Genomic DNA, 26,023 nt, shown 5'->3' on the forward strand with positions numbered 1-26,023 from the left:
CGCGGGCCATAGGATGGGCGGTCACGGCGGGAGGAGCGGCGCGATGAGCGGGGTACGACACGACGACGGCGAAGCCGTCCGTGGCACGCTCGGCGTCGGCGCGCCGGTGCACCCGTGACCCCGCGCGGATGGGCGCTGCTGACGCTCGCCGGGTTGACAGTGGCGCTGGTGCTGACCGCCGCGCTGCTCATCCCGTGGCACCGGCCGCCGGCACCCCGCGCCGACCAGCTCGCCGCGCTGCGTGACCTGCCCGCCGAGCAGGTGGCCCGGGGGCGGGAGTTCCAGGCCGCGCTTCGACCCGGCGGGTACGCCGCGCTCGCCCTCGGGCTGCTGATCGCCCTCGCGCTGGGGCTGACCCCGCTGGGCAGCCGCCTGGTCGAGCTTGTGGGCCGGCCGTTCGGCGGGCACTGGATCGCGCAGGCGGTGCTCGGCGGGCTCGCCGTGGTGCTCGTCGCCGACCTGCTCATGCTCCCGTTCGCCGCCTGGCGGCAGAGCGTGCTGACGCGGTACGGGTTGAGCGTCAACGGCTGGAGCGGCTGGGCCGTCGACCTGCTCAAGTCGTACGCCGTCAGCGCGGTGATCGGCGCCGTCGCCCTCTTCGGCTTCTACGCGGTCATCAGGCTCGCGCCGCGCTGGTGGTGGGCGTTCGGGGCGGCCGGCGCGGCGCTGCTGGTGGTGCTGTTGTCGTTCGTGCTGCCGGTGCTCGTGGAGCCGGTGTTCAACAGGTTCACCCCGCTGGAGCAGGGGCCGCTGCGCACCGAGCTGATGAGCATGGCGGCAAGGGACGGGGTTCCCGTGCGCGACGTGCTCGTCGCCGACGCGTCCCGGCGCACCACGGCGGTGAACGCGTACGTCTCCGGTCTCGGGCCGACCCGGCGGGTGGTCGTCTACGACACGCTGCTGCGCGAGGCGCCCCCGGCCGAGGTGAAGGCCGTCGTGGCGCACGAGTTGGGCCACGCGAAGGACTCCGACGTTGCGGTGGGCACGCTCACCGGTGCGCTGGGCGCCGCGGCGGCGGTGGTGGCGCTCTACCTGCTCGGCTCGTGGAGACTGCTGCTGCGGCTGGCCGGTGTCGACTCGGTCGCCGATCCACGCGCGTTCCCGTTGCTTGTCGCAGTGGTCACGGTGGCCGGTCTGGTGGCCGCTCCGGCGCAGGCGCTGATGTCGCGGCAGGTGGAGGCACGGGCGGACGCGCACGCGCTCGCGCTGACCGGTGATCCGGAGGCGTTCGAGTCGATGCAGCGCCGGCTCGGGTCGGTGAACCTCGGTGACCCCGACCCGCCGCGCTGGGAATATCTCTACTCGGCCTCACACCCGTCCACAGTGGAGCGGATGGCCGCCGCCCGCGCGTACGCCCGGGAGGCCGGTCGATGAGTCGCACGCTGCTGATCACGAACGATTTTCCGCCGCGCCCCGGCGGGATCCAGTCGTTCGTGCACAACCTTGCGGTGCGTCAGCCGCCCGGCTCGGTGGTGGTGTACGCGTCGAGCTGGCGGGGTGCGGCGAAGTTCGACGCCGACCAGCCGTTCGAGGTGATCCGGGAACGCACCAGGGTGCTGCTGCCCACCCCCCTGATCGCGCGCCGGGCGGCCCGGCTGGCCCGCGCGTACGACTGTGACACCGTGTGGTTCGGCGCGGCGGCACCGCTCGGGCTGCTCGCGGCGGGCCTGCGTCGCCGGGCCGGGGTGCGCCGGGTGGTGGCGCAGACCCACGGTCACGAGGTCGGCTGGGCGGCGTTGCCGGCCGCGCGTCCGGCGCTGCGCCGGATCGGCAGGGGTGTCGACGTGACGACCTACCTCGGCGAGTACACCCGCAGCCGGTTGGCCCGGGTGCTCGACGGCGTGACCGACCTGCGCCGGTTGGCGCCGGGGGTGGATGTGGACACCTACCACCCGTCGGTGGACGGTGAGCCGGTCCGGGCCCGGTTGGGGCTGTCCGACCGGCCGGTGGTGGTCTGTGTGTCCCGGCTGGTGCCGCGCAAGGGGCAGGACATGCTGATCCGGGCGTTGCCGGAGATCCGCCGCCGGGTGCCCGACGCGGCGCTGCTGATCGTCGGCGGCGGGCCGTACCGGGCGACGTTGGAAAAGCTGGCCCGGCAGGCCGGGGTGGAGCGGGACGTGGTCTTCACCGGCTCGGTGCCGTCGGCCGAGTTGCCTGCGCACTACGCGGCCGGCGACGTCTATGCGATGCCGTGCCGCACTCGCAACCGTGGCCTGGACGTGGAGGGGCTGGGCATCGTCTACCTGGAGGCGTCGGCGACGGGGCTGCCGGTGGTGGCCGGCGACTCCGGGGGAGCGCCGGACGCCGTCCGTGAGGGCGAGACCGGGTTCGTGGTCCCGGGGCGCGACGTCACCCAGCTCGCCGACCGGGTGTCCCGGCTGCTCGCCGACCGGGATCTGGCCCGCCAGTTGGGTGCGACGGGCCGGGCCTGGGTGGAGCAGGAGTGGCGCTGGGAGGCGCAGGCGCAGCGGATGGCGGCACTGCTCGCCGGCTGACCGCCGCCGCTCAGGTGCGGGCCGGCCGGGGTGGGGCGTGGTGGGGGACGTACTCCTGGCCGGTGAGCTGTTGGATCGCGGCCATCACCTCGTCGGTGACGGTCCGGATGTCACGGGGGCCGTGGATGCGGCCGGCGACCTGGATCGGCGGGCCGAACCGCAGGGTGATCGGGTGCCGGCGGGGTAGCCGCGCGTCGACGGGCAGCACCTCGGCGGTGCCGAGCACTCCGACCGGGATGATCGGCACCTCGGCGTCGCGGGCCAGTCGGGTCATGCCGGTCCGACCCCGGTAGAGCCGTCCGTCGGGGGAGCGGGTGCCCTCCGGGTAGATGGCGACGAGGCCGCCGGCACGCAGCACCGGCACTGCGGCGTCGAGGGCGCTGAGGGCGGCCCGGCCGCCGCCGCGCTCGACCGGGATGGCGCCCATGCCGTCGACGATCCGCCGGTTGAGCCAGCCGCTCGGACCACGCCCGGTGAAGTACTCCGACTTGGCCCAGAAGGTGACGTGCCGGGGGGCCGCGGTGACCAGGAACAGTTCGTCGGCGACGGACAGGTGGTTGCCGGCGAGGATCGCCCCGCTGTGTCGGGGCAGGTGCTCCCGCCCGTGGACCTGGGGCTGCCAGCCCAGCCGCAGCGCGGCGCCGACGGTCAGCTTGGTGAGGTCGTACAGCAGGGGCACGGGTTCTCCGGGTGGTTGGTGGTCATCTGGCGGCGGGCCCGAGGTGGGCGTCGAGGGTGGCGTGCAGCAGGGCGTCGTCGTCGGTGGCGCCGGTGGCCAGCGGCAGGCTGCCCCACGCCCAGAGCTGCGCGATGCCGTGCAGGTTGGCCCAGAGGGCGCCGGCCAGGACGGGCACGGGGGCGTCCGTCGGTCGGCGTACCTGGGCCACCAGGTCGGCCAGGTCGTCGAACAGGGGCAGGCTCGTCTCGCGCAGCCGCAGGCGGCCGCTGGCCAGCAGGTCGTGCCGGAACATCAGCTCGAACATGCCGCGGTGCTCGGCCGCGAAGTTCAGGTACGTCCGGCCCAGCGCCGCAAGGCGGGTACGCGGGTCGGGGCCGGCGTCGCGCATCGTCTGATCGATCCGGGCGGTGAGGTCGGCGAAGCCCTCCCGGGCGATGGCGGAGAGCAGGTCGACGTGGGTGGGGAAGTAGCGGCGGGGGGCGCCGTGGGACACCCCGGCCCGGCGGGCGATCTCCCGCAACGACACCGCCGACTGGCCCTCACGCAGCACCAGGTCGACCCCCACTGCCACGAGCCGGGCGCGAAGGGTGGCGTCTTCCACGCTCATGAACTGTGTCTACCAGGGCTTGTAGACAGTGTCTACGAAGACGGGTAGGAGATGTCACACACCGGGGGCCGGTCAGCGGATCCGGGCGAGAATCCGATCGGCGGGGGCGGGCGGGCCGAAATGCCAGCCCTGCGCGGCGTCACAACCGATCGCCCGCAACCGCTCGGCCTGCCCGGCGGTCTCCACCCCCTCGGCGGTGACCGTCAGATCCAGCGCGTGCGCCAGTGACACCAGCGACGCCAGAATCCGCTCGTCGGTACGCCCCACAGCCGGCGACCGCAGGCCGGCCACGAACTCACCGGCGACCTTCAACTCGGTGACCGGCAGGTCCCGCAGGTACGCCAGGTTGCTGTAACCGGTGCCGAAGTCGTCGATGGCGATCCGCACCCCGAGATCGGCCAGCACCCGCAGGGCGCGTACGGGCTCCTCGGCGGTGCTCATCATCGTGCTCTCGGTGATCTCCAACTGGAGTCGTTCCGGCGGCAGACCGGTCTGCCGCAGCAGCGCGCGTACCTCCTGCACCAGGCCCGGCCGGTGGACCTGCCGGACCGCCAGGTTGACGCTCACGAACGGCGCCTGCGCACCACCGGCCGACCAGGCCTTTGCCTCCCGGCACGCCTCGGCCAGCACCCAGCCGCCCAGCGGCACGATCAGACCGGTCTCCTCGGCCAGGCTGATGAAGCTGTCCGGTCGCAGCACGCCCAGCTCCGGGTGACGCCAGCGGACCAGCGCCTCGACGCCGAGCAGTCGACCGTCGCGCAGCGACGTCAGCGGCTGGTAGTCGAGATAGAACTCGCCCCGTTCGAGGGCTGCCGGGATGGCCGCCGAGAGGGCGTACCGGGCCAGCTCGCGGCGGTTGCGCTCGGCGTCGTAGAGCGTCCAGCGCGCGCCACCTGCCGACTTCGCCCAGTGCAGCGTGCTGTCGGCGGCCCGCATCAGGTCACTGGGGTTGGCGCCGGCGACCTGGCGCTCGACGATGCCGATGCTCGCCGACACCTGAAGCTCGTGCCCGTCGACCGACCTGGGCGCCCGGACCGCCGCCAGGGCGGCCTCGGCCACCTTGACCATGTCGTCGGTGCCCCCGCTGCCCTCCACAAGGATGACGAACTCGTCCCCACCCAGCCGCGCCACAAGGTGCTCACCGAGGGTCTGGCGCAACTGCTCCGCCACCAGGGTCAGCAGCCGGTCGCCGACCTGGTGCCCCAGGGTGTCGTTGACGACCTTGAAACGGTCCAGGTCGAGGAAGCACACCCCGACGCGCTGCGCGCCCCGGCCCGGCTCGTTGAGCGCGGCGGTGAGCCGCTCGGTGAACAGCGTCCGGTTCGGCAGGCCGGTGAGCGGATCGTGGGTGGCCTGGTGGCGGAACCGCGCCTCGCTGGCCCGTAGTGCCCGCTCGGCCTGCGTGCGGGCCATCATCGCGGCCCGGCGGATCGACTCCTGCTCGTCGAGCGTCCGGTCCCGCAGCGCCCGCGCGTAGCCGGTCGCCACGGCCGCCAGCAGCCGCGCCATCCGGTCCTCGACGTCCTCGGCCACCAGACCCAGGTCACGCACCAGGCGCAGCTGGATCACCTCGACGGTACGGCCCAGCCCTTCGGCGGAGGCGATGTGCGCGGCGACCAGTTCGGCGCCGACGCGGTGCCCGGCCCGCAGGTCGAACGGCTCGGCGAGCAACGCGCCGGCCAACTGACCGGTGAGCCGGTGCAGCAGGGCCTCCAGTTGGGCCTGGGTCATCGGCAGATAGCTCGTGCCGGAGACCGCCTTTGCCCAGGCGCGGGCGAAGGTGCCCGGGTGGCCGTCCGCGCCGGGCAGCTCAGTCACCGAGTCGCCCGACGCCGCCCATGAAGACCGCACGCTCGGCGTCCTCCGCGCTCTCCGGGGTGTCCGGCCGCCACTGCGGCACCCAGACCACGCCCGGGTCGACCAGCTCGAACCCGTCGAAGAGCGCGGTCAGCTCGGCGCGGCTGCGGACCGAGAGGGGATTGTCGGTGCGCTGGTAGACCCGCTCCGCCTCGGCCCGCTCGTCGTCGCTGCGCCCGTCGTCGCTGGCCTGCGACAGCACCAGGTAGCTGCCGGGGGCCAGTGCGTCTCGCAGGGTGCGCAGCAGTTCCGCCGGCCGGTCGGTGTCGGGGATGAAGTGCAGCACGGCCACGACCATCACGGCCACCGGCTGGCTCAGGTCGAGGAGCCTGCGAACGTCCGGGTGATCCAGGATCCGCTCCGGGTGCCGCAGGTCCTCCTGCACCACCACGGCGAGGTCGTTGCCGGCCAGGATCTCCCGGCTGTGCGCCACCGCGACCGGGTCGACGTCCACATAGACCACCCGCGACAGCGGGTCGATCCGCTGGGCGATCTCGTGGACGTTGCCGACAGTGGGGATGCCCGAGCCGATGTCCAGGAACTGCCGGACACCGGCCTCGGCGAGGTAGCTCACCGCCCGACGCAGGAACGCCCGGTTGGCCTGGGCCATCAACGGCGCTTCCGGGACGGCGGCCACCATGGCCTGGGCCGCGGCCCGGTCGGCGGCGAAGTTGTGCGAGCCGCCCAGGTAGTAGTCGTACATCCGCGCGACGCTCGGGCGCTCGATGTCGATGGTGTCGGGTGCCCAGTCCGGCCGCTGCATGCGCTCACCCCTAGAGTCCGCGATGCGGGCATCACCCGCGCGGGTATTGTGCCCCCGCAGGCACCGCCAGACCATAGCCTGACGCCAGGTTGCCCCCGACAGCGGTCGATACGCGAAGTCCGCGCCGGCGGAGTGCGGGCGCGGACTTCGGGTGGGGCGTCCCGCTCGACGAGCGGACGCGGATCAGAACTTCGGGGCGTCCGGTGCCTCGAGCAGGCCCAGCCGCAGCGCTGTCATCAGCGCCTGTGCCCGGTTGGCGGCCCCGAGCTTCTCGTAGAGCTTGGAGATGTGCGTCTTGGCCGTCGACTCGCTGACGAACAGCTGCTTGGCGATGCCCGCCACGCTCATGCCGTCGGCAAGCAGTCGCAGCACCTGACCCTCGCGGGGAGAGAGCTGCGGGCCGGACGGGGCGAGCCGACGCTTCATCGCCTCGGCCAGGTCGGCGGCGGTGAACGCGCTGGGGGAGGACGCGGCGTGCCGGGCGGCGGCCACCACCTCGTCGGCCGGTGCGGTCTTCGGCACGAACGCGCTCGCGCCGGCCTCCAGGGCGCCGAAGAGCTGGTCGTCGCCCGCGTACATGGTCAGCACCACGATGCCCATCGACGCGCTGGACTTGCGCAGCGCCCGCGTGGCCTCCAGGCCGCTGCCGTCGGGCAGCCGCAGATCCATGATCACAACGTCCGGCTGCAGAGCGCCGGCCTGGCGTACGCCCTCTGCCGCCGTGGCGGCCTCACCGACGACCTCGAACTGGCGGTCACGCTCGAAGGCGTGCCGCAGTCCCTTACGAATGAGGTCATGATCGTCGACAAGGAGGACCTTGGTGCGGGTGGCCGGTGTCGGACTTGTGGTCATCCTCGGGTTACTCCCCTTCTGATGCTGCGCTACCGCGCACGTTATCGCGCCGGGCCGAGGTGCCGAGAACTACCGCCACGGTCGTGCCGCTGGGTTGCCGAGGCCTGATCTCCAACCGGCCCCGGATACGTTCCGCTCTCTCGGCCATGATTGCAAGACCGTACCGCCCGTCGGGGCGCTGGTCAGCCATCCCCTGACCGTCATCCGACACTTCAATCTGCGCGTAGGGGGGATCAACCTCACACGTCACCCAGAGGTTCGACGCCCCGGCGTGCTTGCGCGCGTTGGTCACCGCCTCCTGCGCGATGCGCAGCAGTTCGGCTTCGGTAGCGGCGGGCAGTCGCGCGGTGGACTCGTCAAGCGACAGGTGCACCCGCAGCCCGCCGGAGGCACCCACCGTACGAGCGTACTCGGCGATCGCCGCAGCCAGGCCACCCTGGCGGTCCACCTCGCTGCGCAGTTCGAACAGGCTCAACCGCAGCTCGGTGATCACCCGCGTCACCTCGGCACGCAACGTACGCAGCGCCTCGGCGGTCTCGTCCGCGTCGTCGAAGACTGTGGCGAGGGCGTTGTCGATGCCGTAGCCGACCATCACCAACTCCTGCGCCACGCCGTCGTGGATCTCCCGGGCCAGGCGCTGGCGCTCCTCGTTCGTGGCCAGCGAGCGAACGTCGTCGAACAGCAGCGCCGCCTCCAGCCGCAGCGCGGCCGGCTGGGTCAGCGCGGTCACCCGGGACACCACAGCGGGCGGGTACGCCTGCGCGGCATCGGCCTCCAGCACCACGAGCCCCACTGTGCGTACCCCTGCCACCAGCGGGACGATCAGCGCGGACACGTCACCGCCGCGGTGCGAGCGCGACTGCGACCGCGCAGCGGTCTGCGCCTGCTGGCTGGCCCAGGCGTCGGCGATGGCCGAATCCGCGTCGAGGGTCGTCTCCCAGTCCACCCGGTCCACGCCGGCCTGGGCGAGCACCACGAGCCGTCCGCCTCCGCTGGCCGACAGCACCGCGCCCCGGTCCGCCGGGGCGACAGTGCGCAGCTCGTCAAGCAGGTGCTCGGAGATGCCGCCCGGGTCCAGCGTCGCGCCGGGCAGCTGCCGGGCCACCGTCCGAAGCTGTGTCAGCAGCCGGGTCGCCTCGGCGTACGGCTGCGGTTTGTTCTCGGCGCGTACGGCGATGATGCGGTGCAGGGCGCCGGTGGCGTACAACCCGAGCGCGGCCAGGATCAGCCACTGCGCGCAGACCGCGAGGTAGCCGACCTGGCCGAGCTGACGTTCACCGCCGACCTCGGTCACCGCGCCGCTGATCAGCAGCGTGGCGCCGGCCACCGCGAGCAGCGCGCCGCCTTCGGCGAAGCGACGGCGCAGCGCGGTGACGATCACCGGCACCGCCAGGTAGGGCAGCACCGCCGAGGCGCCGAGCCCGTCGACGGTGCCGCCGATCGACGCGACCGCTGCCACCTCGCTCGCGGCCAGGCCCACCACCACGACCTCGGCCACCCGGCCCAGCGGCCCGATCAGGCTGTGCTGCGGGGCCAGCAGCGCGGGCAGCCCGGCGACCGCCAGCAGCGCGATCCACCACAGCTGGGTGACGTCGCGGGTGGCGATCAGGGTCAGGATCGCGACAAGCGCCAGCATCACCAGGCGGGCTGCCGCCGTGAGGGGATGCGGGTGCGGGGCGGCTGATGTGGATGCGGGCACGTGACGGATGGTAGTCAGCCCCGGTAGATATCGGCGATCTCAGCCGCGTACGTCTTGTGCACTACCTGTCGCTTGACCTTCATCGACGGGGTCATCTCACCGGTGGACTCGGTGAAGTCCTGGGGCAGGATCCGGAAGACCTTGATCGCCTCGGCCTTGGAGACGGACTGGTTCGCGGTGTCGATCGCCGACTGGATCTCGGCCCGCAGGGCCTCGTGCTCGCGCAGTTGCTCGACGGGGGTGTCGGCGGACAGCCCGGCGTTCTCCAGGAACGTCGGCAAGGCCTCCTCGTCGATGGTGACGAGCGCCGCGATGAACGGCTGGCGGTCGCCGACGACGACACACTGGCTGACCAACGGGTGCGACCGGACCAGGTCCTCCAGCACGGCCGGGGCGACGTTCTTGCCCGCGGCGGTGACGATCAGCTCCTTCTTGCGGCCGGTGATGCTGAGGTAGCCGTCGTCGTCGAGCTGGCCCAGGTCGCCGGTGCGGAACCAGCCGTCGGCGGTGAGGGCCTCGGCGGTCGCCACCTCGTTGTGCCAGTAGCCCTGGAAGACCAGGTCGCCGGCGATCAGGATCTCGCCGTCGTCCTCGATGCGCACCGTCACGCCGGGCAGCGGCCGACCGACAGTGCCGATCCGGGTGCCGGTGGGCAGGTTCGCGGCGGCGGCGGGCGAGGTCTCGGTCAGCCCGTAGCCCTCCAGGATCGGCACGCCGATGCCGCGGAAGAAGTGGCCGAGCCGGGCACCCAGCGGGGCGCCGCCGGAGATGGCGTCGCGACACCGGCCGCCGAGCGCCGCGCGCAGCTTGCGGTAGACCAGCCTGTCGAAGACCGCGTGCTGGGCACGCAGCGCCAGGCCCGGCCCGCGCGGCGTCTCCAACGCCTCGCTGTACGCGATGGCGACCTTCTCGGCGCGGGCGAAGATGCCGCCCTTGCCGTTGGCCTCGGCCTTCTGCTTGGCCCCGTTGTAGACCTTCTCGAACACCCGGGGTACGGAGAGCACGAAGGTCGGTCGGAAGTCCTGCAACTCGGCGATCAGGTTCTTGGTGTCGGCGCAGTGCGCCATCGTGGCCCGGGCCTGCACCACGCCGATCTGGATGAGCCGGGCGAAGGCGTGTGCCAGGGGCAGGAAGAGCAGGGTGGCGGCGCCGGCGTTGAACAGGTTCGGCAGCACCGGCACCGCGTTGGCGATGTCGGCGTACATGTTGCGGTGGGTCAGCATGCAGCCCTTGGGCCGGCCGGTCGTGCCGCTGGTGTAGATGATGGTGGCCAGATCGCTGGCGCGGACCGCCTTGCGGCGCTGCTCCACCTCGGCCAGCTCGACGGCCGCGCCGGTGCTGACCAGCTCGTCGACAGCGCCCTGCTCGATCTGCCAGACGTGGTTCAGCTCGGGCACCCGCTCGCGGATTCCGTCGACGAGGGCGGCGTGCGTGGGGGTCTCCACCACGACGGCGACCGCGCCGGAGTCGGCGAGGATCCACGCGGCCTGCTCGGCGCTCGACGTCTCGTAGATCGGCACGGTGACCGCGCCGGCCGCCCAGATGGCGTAGTCCAGCAGCGTCCACTCGTAGCGGGTACGGCTCATCAGCGCGACGCGGTCGCCCTGCTGGACGCCGGCCGCGATCAGCCCTCGGGCCACCGCCGCCACCTCGTCGCGGAACTGGAGGCAGGTGACCTCCGCCCAGGTGGTGCCGGTGCCGTCGGCCGACGGGGTGGCACGGGCGAACTGGACGGTGTCCGGTGCGACCTCGGCGTTGTCCCACACCGGATCGGTGAGGTTGGCCGCCTCGCCGACGGTGACGATCGGCGGAACAGAGAACTCGCGCACCTGCACTCCTTCGTGCTCGCACTGGCCGGGCGGGCCGCCGCGCGAGGGCGGTGGCCTGCTCGAAACCTACCCGGCGGGTGGTGAGGGTGGCACACGCAGGATGCCTGTCCAGGCTTGTGGGAGCCGGTTCGGCGCGTGGCGGGGGCGGCGCGGCGCGGGAAAAGGCGCCCGCCGGGTAGCCTTCGCGCATGGCGGACTCCTCCACCCAGTCGATCATCATCGGCGCGTCACCGGAGCAGGTGGCGGCGGTCATCTGTGACTTCTCGCGGTACCCGGAGTGGACCGAGGCGGTGCGTCGCGCCGAGGTGATCGAGGAGTACGAGGACGGTTACGCAAGCCAGGTGCGGTTCACCATCGACGCCGGGGTGATGGCCGACGAGTACGTGCTCGCCTACGAGTACGCCGAGGACGTGTCACGCGTCGAGTGGCACCTCGTCGCCCCCTCGAAGATGCAGAAGAGCCAGCGCGGCTCGTACGACCTGGCGGCAAACCCGGACGGCAGCACCACTGTGACCTACACGCTTGAGGTCGAGCTGTCCGTGGGAATGCTCGGCATGTTCCGGCGCAAGGCCGAAAAGATGATCATGGACACCGCGTTGAAGCAGCTCAAGCGCCGGGTAGAAGCACCCGGTACGGCGCAGTGACGTGTCCGGCAGCACTGTAGGGGAGCCGAAGGTGGGCGGAACAGATCCGGGTTCGGCCCGGGAAGAGGCGGAACGACTGGTTGCCACACTGCTCGCGGGGGCGCGGCTGGCCTCCGGTCAGGCGGCGGGCGGCGCGTTCGGCCCGCTGGGCGGGATGCTGTCCGGTGTCCTCGGTCACAGTGCGGCGCCCGGTGGCGGCAGCAGCGGTTCCGGTGGCGGCGGCGGTTTCGCCACCGGCTCGGCGGAATGCTGCGTCTGCCCGGTCTGTCGTGGCATCGCCGCTTTGCGCGATCCGAGTCCGGAGTTCGCCGAGCGGCTCGCCACCGGAGCCGGCGACCTCGCGGCCGGTGTGGCCAGCCTGCTCCGGGCGTTCGCCCCGGCCGACCAGCCCGCGGCCGATCCGTCGGGGTCGTCGGCACCGACCCCGCCGGCACCTGGGCAGACGAACGACCCGAGCGGCGACGACAGGGCACCGCAGCCCCACCCGGCCGACCGGTCCGGCGCAACCGATGACGATCACGTGTGGCGCGATGCCACCCGCAGCGGGCATGATTCTCAGCCGGCGCCGGAGCGGGATGTCTGGTCGGTCGCCACCCGGACGGCGGGCCCACCCGCCCCGGCCACCGCAGCACCCGTCGACGAGGCCGGGTCGGTGGCCGCACCGGCACCGACCAGCCGACCCGTGGTGCCCGCTTCGCGGGTGCCCGACGACACCGGTGCGGACGCACCGGGCGACGTCGCCTGAGCGCGGGACATCCTGACCCGGACCGGCGTGCCGTCGGCGCGTGGGCCGGACAGCAGAGGGGAGCGGCAGCGGTGACGCTGACCATCGGAGTCGACGTCGGTGGCACGAAGGTGGCCGGCGGTGTCGTGGACGACACCGGCAAGGTCCTCGTGCAGGCCCGACGGGACACTCCCGCCGATGACGTCGGCAAGACCCGCGACGTCATCATCGAACTGGTCAGCGAGCTGGCTGCCGGTCGCGTCATCGAGGGCGTCGGCATCGGCGCGGCCGGCTGGATCGACGCCTACCGCTCAACCGTCCTCTTCGCTCCCAACCTGGCCTGGCGCGACGAGCCGCTGCGCGAGTACGTCAGCAGCGCGGTCGGGGTGCCGGTGATCGTCGAGAACGACGCGAACGTGGCCGCCTGGGCCGAGTTCCGCTACGGCGCAGCCCGGGCCGCCGACGACTCAATGGTCATGTTCACGATCGGCACCGGCGTCGGCGGTGGCATCGTGCTCGGCGGCGACCTGGTCCGCGGCGCGCACGGCATCGCCGCGGAGCTGGGCCACATGCTTGCCGTGCCGGACGGCCACCAGTGCGGCTGCGGGCGGCTGGGCTGCATCGAGCAGTACGCCAGCGGCAGCGCCCTGGTCCGCTTCGCCCGCGCCGGCGCCCGACAGGAGCCGCAGCGTGCCGCAGCGTTGCTGGACCTGGCCGGTGGCGAGGCCGAGGCGATCACCGGCCCGATGGTGACCGCCGCCGCGCAGGGCGGCGACCTGGTCTCCGCCGAGGCGTTCGCGCAGATCGGCCGGTGGCTGGGCACCAGCCTCGCCGACATGGCGCAGATCCTCGACCCGCAGACCCTTGTCGTCGGCGGTGGCGTGATCGACGCCGGTGACCTGCTGCTCGGCCCGACCCGCCGCTCCTACGTCGACTCGCTCGCCCAGCGGGGCCGCCTGCCGGTGGCCGAGGTGCTCCCCGCCGAGTTGGGCAACAGCGCAGGGGTGATCGGCGCCGCCGACCTGGCCCGGCGGATCTGAGACGGTCGGGATGGACGAGGTCTCGGGCGTACCACTGCGGGTGGTGTCGTACAACATCCACAGCCAGCGCGACGACACCGCCGCTTTGGCGGCTGTGGTCCGGGCCGCGCGCCCGGACGTGGTGATCGTGCAGGAGGGGCCGCGCCGCTTCCGGTGGCGGGAGAAGTCCGCCGCCCTCGCCGAGTCGTTCGGGCTGGTGGTGGCCGCCGGTGGGCTGCCCGCGCTGGGCAACCTGCTGCTGACGAGCCTGCGCGTGCAGGTGACAGGCACCAGGTGTCAGCGCTTCCCGCTGACCCCGGGCCGGCACCTGCGCGGCGCCGCGTACGCCGAATGCCGGGTCGGCGGCGCCCGGTTCAGCCTCGCCGGCTCGCACCTGTCCACCGATCCGGCCGAACGTCCCGGACAGGCCGCCGAGCTCAAGCGCGGCCTGGCCGCGGCGAGCGGCCCGGTGGTGGTCGGGGCCGACCTGAACGAGGGGCCGGACGGGCCGGCCTGGGCCACTGTGGCGGACGGACTCACCGACGCCGCGGTGGCGGCCGACCGGGCGGACCGGCTCACCTACTCGTGCGCCGACCCGCGTCGGCGCATCGACGCGCTCTTCGTCGACCCGCGGGTCACGGTGGTCGACTACGACGTGGTGGACACTCCGCAGACACGGCGGGCCAGCGATCATTTTCCGGTCCTGGTCGACCTGCTGCTGCCCAGCTCCGGCTGACCCGCCCGCCCCACCCGTCGATCGGTCCGCGTCGGGGCTGGACATCCGGCTCCGATGTGGAGAGGATTTCGCGGCGACCGGCACCCGTGCCGTACAAAAGGAGATGTCCCGGTGTCCACCTCCACCGACAACGGCCGGCCCGACCCGGAGGGGACGCCGTCGGCGCAGAGCCGCGACGTCCGCCCCCTGTCCGACCGGAGCGACACGGTCTGCGTCATCGGGGCCGGGGCCAGCGGCCTGACGGCCATCAAGAACCTGCGCGAGCACGGCTTCGGGGTGGACTGCTACGAACGGGAGACCGGAGTCGGCGGCGCCTGGAACTGGCGCCACGACCGCAGCCCGGTGTACGCCAGCACCCACCTGATCTCGTCGAAGCCGTTCACCCAGTTCCCCGACTTCCCGATGCCGGACTCCTGGCCGGACTACCCGCACCACAGTCAGCTGCTCTCGTACTTCGAACGCTACGCCGACCATTTCGACCTGCGGTCGCACATCTGGTTCGGCACCGAGGTGGTCCGTGTGGAGCCCGCCGAGGGGGACCGCTGGGACGTGACGACCCGCTCCACCGGCGGGTACGGCCCGGAGCGCACCTCCCGCTACGCCGCAGTGGTGATCGCCAACGGGCACAACTGGTCGCCGAAGCTGCCCCGCTACGAGGGCCTTGAGCAGTTCCGTGGCGAGATCATGCACGCGTCGTCATACAAGGACCCGGCGCAGTTGCGCGGTAAGCGGGTCCTCGTGGTGGGTGCCGGCAACACCGGCTGCGACATCGCCGTCGAGGCCGCCCAGCAGGCGTCGCGCTGCTGGCACTCCACCCGGCGCGGCTACTGGTACGCCCCGAAGTACGTTCTCGGTCGCCCCGCCGACCAGGTGAACGACTCGCTGCTGGCACTGCGGGTGCCGCTGCGGGTGCGCCAGTGGCTCTACCACTGGACGATGCGGCTGACCGTTGGCGACCTGACCCGCTTCGGCCTGCCCAAACCCGACCACCGGGTGTACGAGACGCACCCGATCGCCAACAGCCAGCTCGTCTACTACGTGGGCCACGGCGGGATCGGCCCGGTGCCCGACGTGGCCCGGTTCCACCCGTATGCGGTGGAGCTGGCCGACGGCCGCGAGATCGACCCCGAGCTCGTCATCTTCGCCACCGGTTACCTGCCGCGTTTCGAGTTCCTCGACGCGTCGGTGTTCGGTGACAGCGCCGGTACGGGTCGGCCCACGCTGTGGCTCAACGCGTTCACCCCGGGGCACCCGACGCTCGCGGTGGCCGGCCTGGTGCAGCCGGATTCCGGGTTGTTCGCCCTGTCGCACTGGCAGACGGTGCTCTTCGCCCGGCTGTTGCAGGCCCGCAGGGACCGGCCGGAGCGGGCAGCGGCGTTCGCGCAGCGGGTGCGGGACCGGGCCGGGGAGCGCTACTCCGGGCAGGTGAAGGACAGCAGCCGGCACTGGTTCGAGGTCGGCCACGCCGACTACCTGCGCGCCGTCCAGCGCGCACTGCACGACCTGGAGGGCAAGTGAGCGCGAGGAGTGAGCTTGCGAGCCCCGCAGTCGCGAACGAAAGGGCGATCCGGTGAGTGAGCTGCGGATCATGCGGGGTCGGGAGTGGTCCCGTCCGGTCCGGCCGGCGCGGCGTGAGGTGGTCAGCGCCGTTCCCGAGGTGGAGCAGGGGCGGCCTCCGCTGCTGTTCGTTCCGGGGTTCGGTCACGGTGCGTGGGCGTTCGCCGAGCACTGGCTGGGTCACGCCGCGTCGCGGGGCTTTCCGGCGTACGCGATGAGCATGCGGGGGCACGGCGGCAGTGAGCCGGCGCCGGAGGCGACGCTGCGCGCGTACACCCATGATGTGGCCCAGGTGGCGGCGGGCCTGCCGCGCCAGGCGGTGCTTGTGGGGCACGGCGCTGGGGCGCTCGTGGTGGCGCACGCGCTGGCCCGCTACCCGGCGCGCGGCGCGGTGCTGGTGGCGCCGGTCTTCGGCGGTTGGAAGGTGTTCGGGACGGCGTTGCGCCGCAACCCGGCCGGCACGTTGCCGGCGGTGTTCGGCGGGCCGCTGCGGCTCAGCCGTGGGCAGTTGTTCAGCCGCGAGTTGCCGGACGAAGAGGCCCGGCGCTACGTCGGCCGGCTCGGTCGGGCGGGCCGGCGGGCGCAGTGGGCGCTGCTTGGTGAGCCGGCGGCAGAGCCCGCTGTGGGCTCGCCGCCGGTGCTGGTGCTGGGCAGCCCGGACGACCGGGTGGTGCCGGCGTCGACGTTGACGCGGGTGGCCCGCCGGTACGGCTCGGCGCCGCTGCTGTTCCCCGGGATGGGGCACGACATGATGCTCGACGTGCGGTGGGCCGAACCGATCGACGCGATCCTGGACTGGCTGGAGAAGGAGCCGGTGGCGCGCTGATCGACGGGCGGCCGCTTGTCAGCCGGCTGCGTGCTCGGTGGTGCGGTCGGCGGGTCGGGGCACCCGGGCGCTGTCGTCGGAGGTGTCGTCGGTCCTGGTCAGGCGGCTGACCAGGGCGCCGCCCTCGTCGAGGGCGCTGAGGTAGGAGCGTGCCCAGGCCCGGATGTCGTGCTCGTGCAGGTGGGCGCGCATGGCCCGCATCCGTTCGGTGGTGTCGGCCGGGCTGGCCCGCAGTGCCGTGCAGATCGCCTGCTTGAGCCCTTCGAGGTCGTGCGGGTTGACCTGGTACGCCTGGGCCAGCTCGGCGGCGGTGCCGGCGAACTCGCTGAGCAGCAGCGCGCCCGTGTCGTCCACCCGGGCGGCCACGTACTCCTTGGCGACCAGGTTCATCCCGTCGCGCAGCGGGGTCACCGCCATCACGTCGGCGACCCGGTAGAGCGCCGCCAGCTCGGCCCTGTCGAACGGCTGGGTGAGGTAGTGGATGGCTGGCTCGCCCACGCGGCCGTATTCGCCGTTGATCCGGCCCACCTCGCGTTCGATCCGCTCGCGCAGGATCTGGTACTGGCCGACCCGTTCCCGGCTCGGCATGGCGACCTGGACGAGCACCGTGTCGCGGACCTTGACGTCGCCGCTGGCAAGCAGTTCGCTGTACGCCTTGAGGCGCTGCTCGATGCCCTTTGTATAGTCCATCCGGTCCACGCTGAGGATTACCTGTCGGGGGTCGCCGAGGTCCTGGCGGAGTCGGCGGGCGCGGGCGGCCACGTCGGGGCGGGCGGCGAGGGCGGCCATCTCGGTGGTGTCGATGGAGACGGGGAACGCGCCGATGCGGACCACCCGGTCGTCGATCCCGATCCGGCGGTCGGTGGCGGGTAGCTCCAGCACCCTGGTGACGAGCTGGGCGAAGTTGTGCGCGGCCTGGGCGCGCTGGAAGCCGACCAAGTCGGCGCCGAGCATGCCCCGCAGCAGCTCGGCCCGGCGGGGCAGCTGCATGAACAGCTCCGGTGGCGGGAACGGCACGTGCAGGAAGAACCCGATGCGCAGGTCGGGTCGCAGGGCGCGCAACTGCCCGGGGACCAGTTGCAGGTGGTAGTCCTGCACCCAGACCACCGCGCCGGGCTCGGCGACCTCGGCGGTGGCCTCGGCGAAGCGCTGGTTGACCCGCTGGTACGCCTCCCACCATCGGCGGTGGTGCTCGGGCTGCTCGACGGCGTCGTGGTAGAGCGGCCAGAGAGTGGCGTTGGAGAACCCCTCGTAGTGGTCGCGGAGGTCCTCGTGGCTGAGGGGGACGGTGTGCATCCGGACGCCGTCGACGTCGGGAAGCTTGGGGGCCGGACCGGTGCCGCCGGCCCACCCCACCCAGGTGGCAGGGGTGTGCCGGAGCAGCGGGTGCAGTGCGCTCACCAGCCCGCCGGGGCTTCGGCGCCACTCGCAGGCCCCGTCGGGTGCCTGGTTGTCGTCGATGGGGAGGCGGTTGGCCACCACCACGAGGGAACTCTGTCGCATCTCGGGCATTCCGATCAGCAGAGGACTGACCGCCACGAGCAAGGAAAAACCGGCCAGTCAGCGAGGGAAGTGACGTACAACGGTATTCCTACTGACCGTAAGTTACACCATTGTTACGCGCCGGGCGGGTCGGCGTTGTCCCGGGATGCGGTCGACGGGCCGCAGGGCGTCAGACGACGGCGCCGTTGTCCGGGTCGTCGTCTTCCTCGTCGCCGGGCCGCAGCCGCCAGATCAGCGTGACGAAACCGGCGAGGATGCCGGTGAAGCCGAACAGGGTGACCGCCGATCGGTCGATCGGGAGCAGCCACGGAAAGAGGAAGAGCACGAACCCGACGACCACCGCAAGCGTGCCGATCACCGCGTACTTGGAGAACCGAGGCAACGGCGGCGGAGGCGGCGGGTGGTAACCCTCGTCCTCGTCGTCGTCGGGCAGATCCGCACCGAAGGTGTCCAGCCCGTCCAGCAGCGACGGCTCGTCCGGCCGGGCGCCCCGCCCGACCGAGATCCCGGAGATGTCGGTCGCCGACGGCAACCGGCGGACGTCGGTGGCGGTCGGACCGGCCTCGTCGGTGCCGGAGCGGGCGAGCGGACCGGTGGCCGGCTCGTCCCGGTCGTCGCGCTCGTCGACGTTCTCCGCGGCAGGCCACGGGCGCTCGTCAGTGGTCGCTGTGGTGTGGAAACCGGCCACGATCCGAGCCCACTCGGCGTCGATGTCCGGCTCGTCGCGGGCCGGGGGCTGCTCCGGGGCGGTCTCGTCGGCGAGCTGGGTGAGGTAGTCACGTGCGGTGGTCAGGTGCGACCGGTCGACGTAGAGCCTGTCGACCGGTCGGGCCGGCACTGTGGTGGTGCGGGTGACCGGGTTGAGGTCGGCGGACGGTTGCAGGTAGGCGGCTATCCCGCCAGCGGCCAGCACGTCGAGCAGGTGCTCACCGACGCGCGGATCGACGTCGCCGACGACGGCGTACTCGCTCGCGTCGAGCCCGTTGTCCCGCCGTCCCCGGCGGGCACCACCCGCTGACACCCGGACATCCTCCTCAACGCGCCCTTCGGCGCGGCCGTCCCGCCCCCTCGACGCCCGCCCGCACGCCGTGCTCTGAATCGTGACACGTCCGGGGTCGGTTCCGGGAGTGCGTTGCGTCGCGTCTTCCAAACTCCCGACCGCCGCCGCAGGTCGCGGCAGGGTTCCTTTGTCCGTTCTTGCGCGACACGTGCTATCTCGGTGACCGTCGGAGCCGGAGCGGCCCGACACGCCGAGCGGGGTGATCGAGGACCGCCGGACCTGCCGAGGGACGTCGATGCCGCCTCGTCCGTTGTGGGAAGAGCCGGCGCTTCGTAGGCTCGTCGGCGACGGCGGCGTTGCCCCGCACGGGCGCCCCGTCGCGGGCACACCACGGAAAGGACGCCGGTGCTCTACTGGCTGCTGAAGTACGTTCTCCTCGGTCCGCTGCTCAAGCTGATCTTCCGTCCGCAGGTGGAGGGTCTGGACAACGTGCCGGCGACCGGCCCGGTGATCCTGGCCAGCAACCACCTCTCCTTCTCCGACTCGATCTTCACCCCGTTGATCACCCGTCGGAAGGTCACCTTCGTGGCCAAGGCCGAGTACTTCACCGGCAAGGGGATCAAGGGCTGGCTGACCAGGATGTTCTTCGTCGGCACCGGCACCATCCCGGTGGACCGCTCCGGCGGTCGGGCCGCTCGCGCTGCCCTGGACACCCAGTTGCAGGTGCTGCGCGCCGGGGGAGTGGCAGGCATCTACCCCGAGGGCACCCGATCCCCGGACGGGCGGCTCTACCGGGGCAAGACCGGCGTGGCACGGCTCGCCCTGGAGAGCGGTGCGGTGGTGGTGCCGGTGGCGATGCTCAACGCCGACCAGATCCAGCCACCCGGCAAGCTCATCCCCAAGATCGCTCGGGTGCGGATCCGCTTCGGCGCCCCGCTCGACTTCTCCCGCTACCAGGGGATGGCCGGCGACCGGTTCGTCGAACGCGCGGTCACCGACGAGATCATGTACGAGCTGATGGAACTCTCCGGCCGCGAGTACGTCGACATCTACGCACAGAAGCTCAAGCAGCTGGCCCCCGCGCCGGCGGCCGCCTGACCACGCTCAGCAGGCCACCGCCGGCCCGGTCGGGCTGATCGGCCGGCCAGCCAGCGCGAGCAGGCCCGGGGCGTTGTTGCGCAACGCGAAGGTGCCCACCTCGGCACGCGGCACCCGCGCCGCCGCCGGATCGCCGGCACGGGTCAGCTCGGCCGCCGCGAGCGCCAGCGCCAGCACCCGGTCGCTGGCGTCCGGGATCCGGCCGTACGTCTCGGCGGCGGCCAGGTGCAGCTCGGCCGCGCGCCGGTGGTCGCCGTCCGCCGCGGCCACGGCCGCCGTCACCGTCCGCAACGCCGCTTCCGACCAGGGCGTCCGATGACCCACCCGGTCCAGCATCGCCCGGACCCGCACCGAGGCGTCCCGTCCGGCAAGCGCGGCGGCGTACGCGGCTGCGGCGATCCACTCCCCGCTGGCCAGAGCCGGCACGGCCGACCACGACAGGTCCAGCTCGTCGATCAACTCCGACGCCTCGGCGGCACGGCCCTGCAACGCCCGGCACAGCGCCGCCATGCCCAGCATCGTCCACCGCAGGCGGTGGAACCCGCTGCGCCGCGCGGTGTCCAGCGCGTCAGCCAGGTCGCTGGGATCATCGTCGTCGCGCAGCACCAGCAGGCAGCAGCGCAACCCCCGCACCTGCATGTCCCAACTGCCGGTCGGAGTGTCCACGAACGCCTCCGCCGCCGTGAGCAACCGGCCGAAGTCACCCTCGAACCAGGCCCGCATCGCCTCCGCCGAATAGCTTGTGGTCAGCGTCTGGCCGCTTGCCGTCCGGGCCGGCGCCGCCGAGAGCAGGGCGTCCGACCGCAGCCAGTCACCCTCCTCGCGGATCGCCCAGGCGAGGTTCTGGGTGGCCCGGGGCAGCGCGAGCAACTGACCCGCACGGGCGAACTCGACGACAGCGTGCAGCTCGTCCAGGCCGATCCGGTCACCGGCCTGGTAGCGGGCGGTGGCTGCGGTGATCCGGGCGTTGGTGCGGGTCTCGGTGAGACCCAGCCGCTCCGCGATCTCCGCCGCGCTGTCCGCCGCCGCCACCGCCAGGTCCCGCTCGTAGTTGAGCATGTGCAACCGGCCCAGCTCCGCGTACGCGTCGGCCTTCTGTGGGCTGTCCGGCAGCGGCTCGAACAACTGCACCGCGCGGCCCAGGCAGGCCAACGCCTCGCTGCGGTCGGCACGCAGCCAGGCGGCCTGCCCGAGCAGCGTCCACGCCCGGGCGGCGCAGGCGTCGTCGCCGTGCGCCAGCAGCCGGTCGGCGAGCGCGTGCACCTGCTCCGGCCCGCCACCGGACAGGAACGCGTTGCCGTCGCGATAGAACGAGATCTCCGTGCTGAGCAGTTCCAACTGGAGCCGCCCCACCGGGTCGCTGTCGTCGGCCAGACCGAGCGCCCGGCCCGCGTGGCTCGCCGCCGCGTCCAGCCCGTGCAGCGCGTACGCCCGGCGGGCCGCCCGGTGCAGCGCCTGCCGCGCCGGGGCCGCGTACCTCAGGACCTGCATGCCGAGCGAGCGGGCGATCTCGTGGGCCGCCCAGCGGTGGTGGGCGAGGACCTCCGCCAGGTCGGTGTCGCGGCTCTGCGACAGCGCGTCGAGCCAGTCGGCGGCCCGCTCGTGCCGCGCCACCCGCTCGGTACGCGGCAGCCGCTGGTAGCAGACGTCGCGCACCAGCACGTGCCGGAACCGGAACTCCGCCTGCCCGGCCATCGTCGACGCGGACTGCTCGTGTACGAAGTCGCGCTGCTCCAGCCGGCGCAGCGCACGCTCGACAGACTCGACCTGCTGGCCCAGCGCGGCGGCCACAGCGCCCGGCCAGAACTGCACCCCGACCACCGAGGCGGCCAGCAGCACCGCGCGGTCCTTCGCGTCCAGCAGGTCCACCCGGTTGGCGATCACCGCGTGCACGCTCTCCGGCATCGTCAGTTCGAGCTGCTTGTCGAGCGACCAGCCCCGCCCGGACTGCCGCAACGCGCCCTGCTCGATCAGCATCCGGACGTACTCGTGGGCGTAGAGGGGGTTGCCGCCGGCCACCTCGATGAGCGGGGTGAGCGTGTCGGCGGAGAACGCCGCCTGCCCGAAGAGATGCGCGTACAGGGCGGCGATGCCGGTGTCGCGCAGCGGCGGCAGGGTGATGGTCACCGAACCGGTGATGGTGCCGGCCCAGCTCGGATCCCTGTCGACGAGCTCCGGACGGGCGGTGCAGAGCAGCAGCAGCGGCGCCTCCCGGGCGGCGGCTCCGAGCAGCTCCACGAAGCGCAGCATCGCGTCGTCGGCCCAGTGCAGGTCCTCGAAGACGAGCACTGTGGGGCGCCGGGCGGCCAACGCCAGCAGGAAGCGCCGCCACGCGGACTCGGCCTCCTCGGCCGGCAGCGGCGTGCCGGGCAACCCGACAAGAGGGCGCAGGGCGTCCACCACCCGGTCCCGTTCACCCGGCCCGATCAGCTCACCGACGGCGGCGGCCAACCGCGCAGCCGCGCTGCTCGCCGGATCGGTGTCCAGGATGCCGGCCTCGGTCTTGACGATGTCGGCGAGCGCCGCGAACGTGACGTTCTCCCCGAACGGGGGGCAACGCCCGGTCCGCCAGGTCAGCGGCTCGTCGACCAGCCGGCCGGCGTGCCGGTAGAGCTCCCGCAGCAGCCGGCTCTTGCCGATGCCGGCCCTACCGAAGATCGTCACCACCTGCGGCAGCCGGTCACGCAGCGACCGGTGCAGGGCGTTGACCAGCATGCCCAGCTCGTGCTCCCGATCGACGAGCGGCGTCGTGTCCGGCTCCCGGTCGGTGGGCTGGCGGCGCAGCGGGGACAGGGCGAGCCACACCTCGGTCGGCGACGACCGGCCGCGCAGCGTGACCGGGGGCTGCTCCTCGTAGCGGATGGCATCCTTCGTCAGCGCATGCGTGGCACCGCAGACCAGCACCCCGCCCGGCGGCGCGACGGACTGCATCCGTGAGGCGGTGTTCACCACGTCCCCGGCCACGATCGCCTGCCCGCCGTCGCGGGCGGCGGCCACGTCGACAAGGGCCTCACCTGTGGACACGCCCACCCGGAACCGCATCTCGGTGCTGCCCGTCGGCGCGAACCGGGTGAGCACCCGTTGCAACTCCAGCCCGGCCCGTACACAACGCAGCGCGTCGGTCTCGGTGGCGATCGGCGCACCGAAGAGCGCCATCACCGCGTCCCCGATGTACTTCTCGACCACACCGCCGTACTGGCCGACGACCCGGCGGGCGGCTGAGAAGAAACCCGTCTGCATGCCCCGGACCTGCTCCGGGTCTGCCCGCTCCACGTACGGGGTGAAGTCGATCAGGTCGACGAAGAGGACGCTTACCCGGCGGCGGTCCTCCTGGGGTGTGATGGCGGCCGGCCGGTCGGTTCCCGGTCGGGGCGACCCGCAGGAGGTGCAGAACGTGACGTCCGATGCGAGTGGACGCAAACAGTGTGGACAGACGGCACCCAGCTCGGCGCCACAGCCACCGCAGAAGCGATCGCCGTCGGCGGCCGTGCGTCCACAGCGCTCACACTGCGCGGCGATGACACCCTCCACTGGCGGACCGGTCGACGCCCACGGCGTCCCGTCAGACGGAGTATCACCGCCGGGGCCGCTGTCGGGTACCGGCCTGTTGGCTAGCGGACAGTCCACCGGCGGGTTTGCGGACTACATTCAGTCGGCAATGTCGATCAGGGACCAGAGGGGGACAGGTCAATGGTGTACGTCAAGTTGGAAAGCGACTGGACCGACGGCAACGGAGTGAGCCACTCCGCGGGTGAGTCGGTGGACGTCGACGCCGCCACGCTCGCCACGCTCCAGGCCGAGGGCATCGTCAGCGAGCAGACCCACGGCCCGGGTGGCGACGGCAAGGGCCCGGACAAGTGGGCCGGGCCGGGCAGCTCCGGGGTCTGACCTCGAGCCGCCGAAACGACGACGGTGCCGGGTCACCAACTGGTGACCCGGCACCGTCGCGTCCGTCTCGGTGCGCTGACAGCCCTCAGGCGGGTCAGCGGTCGTTCATACCGGCGCGTCGGCGCAGCGCGGCCACATCGGTGACCACGATCCGGCGACCCTCGGTACGCAGCCAGCCGCGGCTGGCGAACGAGCCGATCGCCTGGTTGACGCTCTGCCGGGAGCCGCCGGCCATCTCGGCCAACTGGCTCTGGTTGAGCTCGATCGTGATCATCGGGGCCTGGCTCTCGCCGGCCAACCGGACCAGCGTCTTGGCCACCCGGCCGGGCAGGTCCAGGAAGACGTGGTCGGCGTTCTGCTCGGTGAGTCGGCGGATCAGCCCGCCCAGCGAGCGCATCACCGCGTCCAGGATGCGCGGGTTGGAATGCACAAGCTCCATGAACGCCCCCCGGGACAGCGCGAGGGCCGCGCAGTCCTCGATGGCCTCGGCCGAGGCGGACCGGGTGGAGGCGTCGAGCAGGGAGACCTCGCCGAGCACATCCGGCGGACGGATCACCGACAGCACCGCCCGCTCACCCGTGGGCGCGGTGCGGAACACGGCGACGGCACCCCGACGCAGGACGATTAGCGACTCACCGGGGTCGTTCTCCACGAAGAGCAACTGGCCCTTGCGGTAGGTACGCGGGACAGCGGCGGCGATCACGCGCTGCCGCACCTCAGGCTCCAGTCCGGCGAACATTTCGACACCCGTGAGCGCATCACCCGGCTCCGGCAGGCGAACCTCCACGGCCCAACCCCTCCCCGGTCAAGGACCACAACTCGCTCACCGGGCGAACTGATGTGCCCCGACAAGGTGAACTGACACCGATTCGGCGTCCGGCTAGCGATACACATCAGATCATGACGGTCCGGTCGCTTGCTGTACACCCCTCGAAGCACTTCCGTGACCGTGGCGAGTTGTGGCGTACCGGCAGAGGTGTGCTTGTCGTCATCGGCTGTTCGGACCGGCGCTGACCTGCGGTGACCTGTTTTCGGGGCCCTGCCGGGACGCGCCCGGCGCCGGTGGGCGAGGATGGCCGGAATGGTTTACCGCTACTTCTACGACTGCGAATTCATCGAGGACGGTCGGATCGTCGATCTCGTCTCGATCGGTGTCGTCGACGAGTACGGCCGCGAGTTCTACGCGGTCTCCACCGAGTTCGACGACTCACGCGCCGTGCCCTGGGTCCGGCGCAACGTGCTGGACAAGCTGCCCTCGCCCGCCGACCGGGCCTGGCGCTCCCGCGAGCGCATCCGGGACGACCTGTACGAGTTCCTCGTCGAGCCGGTCCGGGACCGGCCGGGGGAGCAGATGGAACTGTGGGCCTGGTACGCCGCGTACGACCATGTGGTCCTCGCCCAGCTCTGGGGTGCGATGCCGGCGCTTCCCCGGGAGATCCCCCGGTTCACCAAGGACCTGCGCCAACTCTGGGACGACAAGGGTCGGCCGGCCCTTCCCGACGCGGACGCGGCCCGGCACGACGCGCTTGTCGACGCCCGGCACAACCTGGCCCGCTGGCGGGCGATGACGGCCCGCTGAGAGTGGTAGTACCTTTGCAGGTTTGACCGGTTCTGTCCCGGGCATCGGTTCGGCGAGCCGAGCCGAGGGAGAGTGCCATGAGCAACGAGCCGACCAGCGTCGTCGAGGCCCGCGCCCGGGTCACCGAGCTGGTCCGCGAGGCACGGATCTGCATGTTCACCACGATCGGCCTGGACGGGCGGTTGGTGAGCCGACCGATGGGGCTCCAGGAGGTTGAGTTCGACGGGGACCTGTGGTTCTTCGCCTCCGCCGACTCCGCCAAGGTCCGCCAGATCCGGGTCAACCCGGAGGTCAACGTCGCGTTCTCCGACCAGAAGCGCAGCGCCTGGGTGTCGGTTTCGGGCACCGCCACCGAGGCGTTCGACAGGGACCGCGCCGAGCAGCTGTGGAACCCGGTGCTCACTGTGTGGTTCCCACAGGGGCCGGACACCCCGGGCCTGACGTTGATCAAGGTGCACGCCAGCTCGGCCGAGTACTGGGACTCGCCGAGCAGCACCGTGGTCAACCTGTTCGGGTTCGCCAAGGCCGTCGTCACCGGCCGGCCGCCGGCACCGGGCGAGAACCATGAGGTGACGTACTGACCCGCGCCGGGACGCCCGGGGCGCGCTGTCATTGCACAGGCAGGCCGACTACAGTGCGCAGTGACGGCCCGCCCCGGGCCGGCAACG

The 26,023-nt window shown here is 72.3% G+C and carries 23 protein-coding genes; 12 read left to right on the plus strand and 11 right to left on the minus strand.

What is annotated here, in order from left to right:
* Window positions 1–114: 114 nt before the first annotated feature.
* Window positions 115–1,374, plus strand: a complete 1,260-nt coding sequence (locus tag ACPXB1_RS16710) for a M48 family metalloprotease (protein ID WP_355593130.1) — start codon at window positions 115–117, stop codon at window positions 1,372–1,374.
* A complete protein-coding gene (locus ACPXB1_RS16715) occupies window positions 1,371–2,495 on the plus strand; it encodes a glycosyltransferase family 4 protein (protein ID WP_355593128.1) in 1,125 nt (374 codons plus the stop codon). Before ACPXB1_RS16710 ends, ACPXB1_RS16715 begins: the two co-directional genes overlap by 4 nt.
* A 10-nt stretch (window positions 2,496–2,505) precedes the next feature.
* On the opposite strand, the gene ACPXB1_RS16720 is transcribed toward ACPXB1_RS16715, so the two are convergent.
* The 7 genes from ACPXB1_RS16720 to ACPXB1_RS16750 form a co-directional block, all read right to left on the minus strand.
* The gene (locus ACPXB1_RS16720; RefSeq protein WP_053657994.1) at window positions 2,506–3,174 is read right to left on the minus strand and encodes a lysophospholipid acyltransferase family protein; all 669 of its coding nucleotides are present in this window, start codon (window positions 3,172–3,174) and stop codon (window positions 2,506–2,508) included.
* 22 nt (window positions 3,175–3,196) lie between these two features.
* Window positions 3,197–3,781 (minus strand): TetR/AcrR family transcriptional regulator, encoded by a 585-nt coding sequence (locus tag ACPXB1_RS16725; RefSeq protein WP_355593126.1) that lies wholly within the window; start codon window positions 3,779–3,781, stop codon window positions 3,197–3,199.
* A 72-nt stretch (window positions 3,782–3,853) separates the two neighbouring features.
* Complete coding sequence (locus ACPXB1_RS16730; protein ID WP_355593219.1) at window positions 3,854–5,512, minus strand: putative bifunctional diguanylate cyclase/phosphodiesterase; 1,659 nt, start codon at window positions 5,510–5,512, stop codon at window positions 3,854–3,856.
* A gap of 79 nt (window positions 5,513–5,591) precedes the next feature.
* A complete protein-coding gene (locus ACPXB1_RS16735; RefSeq protein ID WP_355593124.1) occupies window positions 5,592–6,401 on the minus strand; it encodes an SAM-dependent methyltransferase in 810 nt (269 codons plus the stop codon).
* Between the two features lie 183 nt (window positions 6,402–6,584).
* The gene (locus ACPXB1_RS16740; protein ID WP_007072219.1) at window positions 6,585–7,253 is read right to left on the minus strand and encodes a response regulator transcription factor; all 669 of its coding nucleotides are present in this window, start codon (window positions 7,251–7,253) and stop codon (window positions 6,585–6,587) included.
* 7 nt (window positions 7,254–7,260) lie between these two features.
* A complete protein-coding gene (locus tag ACPXB1_RS16745; RefSeq protein WP_355593122.1) occupies window positions 7,261–8,952 on the minus strand; it encodes a sensor histidine kinase in 1,692 nt (563 codons plus the stop codon).
* Between the two features lie 14 nt (window positions 8,953–8,966).
* The gene (locus tag ACPXB1_RS16750; RefSeq protein ID WP_355593120.1) at window positions 8,967–10,781 is read right to left on the minus strand and encodes an AMP-dependent synthetase/ligase; all 1,815 of its coding nucleotides are present in this window, start codon (window positions 10,779–10,781) and stop codon (window positions 8,967–8,969) included.
* A 188-nt stretch (window positions 10,782–10,969) separates the two neighbouring features.
* Between ACPXB1_RS16750 and ACPXB1_RS16755 the strand changes: the two genes are divergently transcribed.
* The 6 genes from ACPXB1_RS16755 to ACPXB1_RS16780 all read left to right on the plus strand — a co-directional run bounded on the left by ACPXB1_RS16755 (window position 10,970) and on the right by ACPXB1_RS16780 (window position 16,287).
* The gene (locus ACPXB1_RS16755) at window positions 10,970–11,425 is read left to right on the plus strand and encodes an SRPBCC family protein (protein WP_355593119.1); all 456 of its coding nucleotides are present in this window, start codon (window positions 10,970–10,972) and stop codon (window positions 11,423–11,425) included.
* Between the two features lie 31 nt (window positions 11,426–11,456).
* Window positions 11,457–12,170, plus strand: coding sequence for a hypothetical protein (locus ACPXB1_RS16760; protein ID WP_355593117.1), 714 nt, complete (start codon window positions 11,457–11,459; stop codon window positions 12,168–12,170).
* A gap of 71 nt (window positions 12,171–12,241) precedes the next feature.
* Complete coding sequence (locus ACPXB1_RS16765; RefSeq protein WP_355593115.1) at window positions 12,242–13,189, plus strand: ROK family glucokinase; 948 nt, start codon at window positions 12,242–12,244, stop codon at window positions 13,187–13,189.
* Between the two features lie 10 nt (window positions 13,190–13,199).
* On the plus strand, window positions 13,200–13,904 hold the full coding sequence (locus tag ACPXB1_RS16770; RefSeq protein WP_355628074.1) for an endonuclease/exonuclease/phosphatase family protein: 705 nt from the start codon (window positions 13,200–13,202) through the stop codon (window positions 13,902–13,904).
* A 111-nt stretch (window positions 13,905–14,015) separates the two neighbouring features.
* A complete protein-coding gene (locus ACPXB1_RS16775; protein ID WP_355593111.1) occupies window positions 14,016–15,422 on the plus strand; it encodes a flavin-containing monooxygenase in 1,407 nt (468 codons plus the stop codon).
* A 70-nt stretch (window positions 15,423–15,492) separates the two neighbouring features.
* A complete protein-coding gene (locus ACPXB1_RS16780; protein WP_355593217.1) occupies window positions 15,493–16,287 on the plus strand; it encodes an alpha/beta hydrolase in 795 nt (264 codons plus the stop codon).
* A gap of 18 nt (window positions 16,288–16,305) precedes the next feature.
* Here ACPXB1_RS16780 and ACPXB1_RS16785 read toward each other — a convergent pair whose 3' ends face one another.
* Entirely contained in the window at window positions 16,306–17,790 is a 1,485-nt protein-coding gene (locus tag ACPXB1_RS16785) for an alpha,alpha-trehalose-phosphate synthase (UDP-forming) (protein WP_355593109.1), read from the minus strand.
* 169 nt (window positions 17,791–17,959) lie between these two features.
* Window positions 17,960–18,811, minus strand: a complete 852-nt coding sequence (locus ACPXB1_RS16790; RefSeq protein ID WP_355593107.1) for a DUF308 domain-containing protein — start codon at window positions 18,809–18,811, stop codon at window positions 17,960–17,962.
* Between the two features lie 384 nt (window positions 18,812–19,195).
* Here ACPXB1_RS16790 and ACPXB1_RS16795 point away from each other — a divergent pair, with 384 nt between their 5' ends.
* Complete coding sequence (locus ACPXB1_RS16795; protein WP_355593105.1) at window positions 19,196–19,888, plus strand: lysophospholipid acyltransferase family protein; 693 nt, start codon at window positions 19,196–19,198, stop codon at window positions 19,886–19,888.
* Window positions 19,889–19,894: 6 nt separating this feature from the next.
* Here ACPXB1_RS16795 and ACPXB1_RS16800 read toward each other — a convergent pair whose 3' ends face one another.
* Window positions 19,895–23,515 carry an adenylate/guanylate cyclase domain-containing protein gene (locus tag ACPXB1_RS16800; protein WP_425735498.1) on the minus strand — a complete coding sequence of 1,207 codons (3,621 nt, stop codon included), beginning with the start codon at window positions 23,513–23,515 and terminating at the stop codon, window positions 19,895–19,897.
* Window positions 23,516–23,578: 63 nt separating this feature from the next.
* On the opposite strand from ACPXB1_RS16800, the gene ACPXB1_RS16805 reads away from it, so the two are divergent.
* The gene (locus ACPXB1_RS16805) at window positions 23,579–23,776 is read left to right on the plus strand and encodes a hypothetical protein (protein WP_355593101.1); all 198 of its coding nucleotides are present in this window, start codon (window positions 23,579–23,581) and stop codon (window positions 23,774–23,776) included.
* A gap of 94 nt (window positions 23,777–23,870) precedes the next feature.
* On the opposite strand, the gene ACPXB1_RS16810 is transcribed toward ACPXB1_RS16805, so the two are convergent.
* A complete protein-coding gene (locus ACPXB1_RS16810) occupies window positions 23,871–24,563 on the minus strand; it encodes a Crp/Fnr family transcriptional regulator (RefSeq protein WP_030337710.1) in 693 nt (230 codons plus the stop codon).
* Window positions 24,564–24,857: 294 nt separating this feature from the next.
* Between ACPXB1_RS16810 and ACPXB1_RS16815 the strand changes: the two genes are divergently transcribed.
* Together ACPXB1_RS16815 and ACPXB1_RS16820 are read left to right on the plus strand one after the other, a co-directional pair.
* Window positions 24,858–25,355, plus strand: coding sequence for a polyadenylate-specific 3'-exoribonuclease AS (locus tag ACPXB1_RS16815; protein ID WP_355593215.1), 498 nt, complete (start codon window positions 24,858–24,860; stop codon window positions 25,353–25,355).
* A 77-nt stretch (window positions 25,356–25,432) separates the two neighbouring features.
* A complete protein-coding gene (locus ACPXB1_RS16820; RefSeq protein ID WP_355593099.1) occupies window positions 25,433–25,936 on the plus strand; it encodes a pyridoxamine 5'-phosphate oxidase family protein in 504 nt (167 codons plus the stop codon).
* The last annotated feature ends 87 nt before the right edge of the window (window positions 25,937–26,023 follow it).

Source organism: Micromonospora sp. DT68, from assembly GCF_049847245.1.
Classification (GTDB): Bacteria; Actinomycetota; Actinomycetes; order Mycobacteriales; family Micromonosporaceae; genus Micromonospora; species Micromonospora profundi.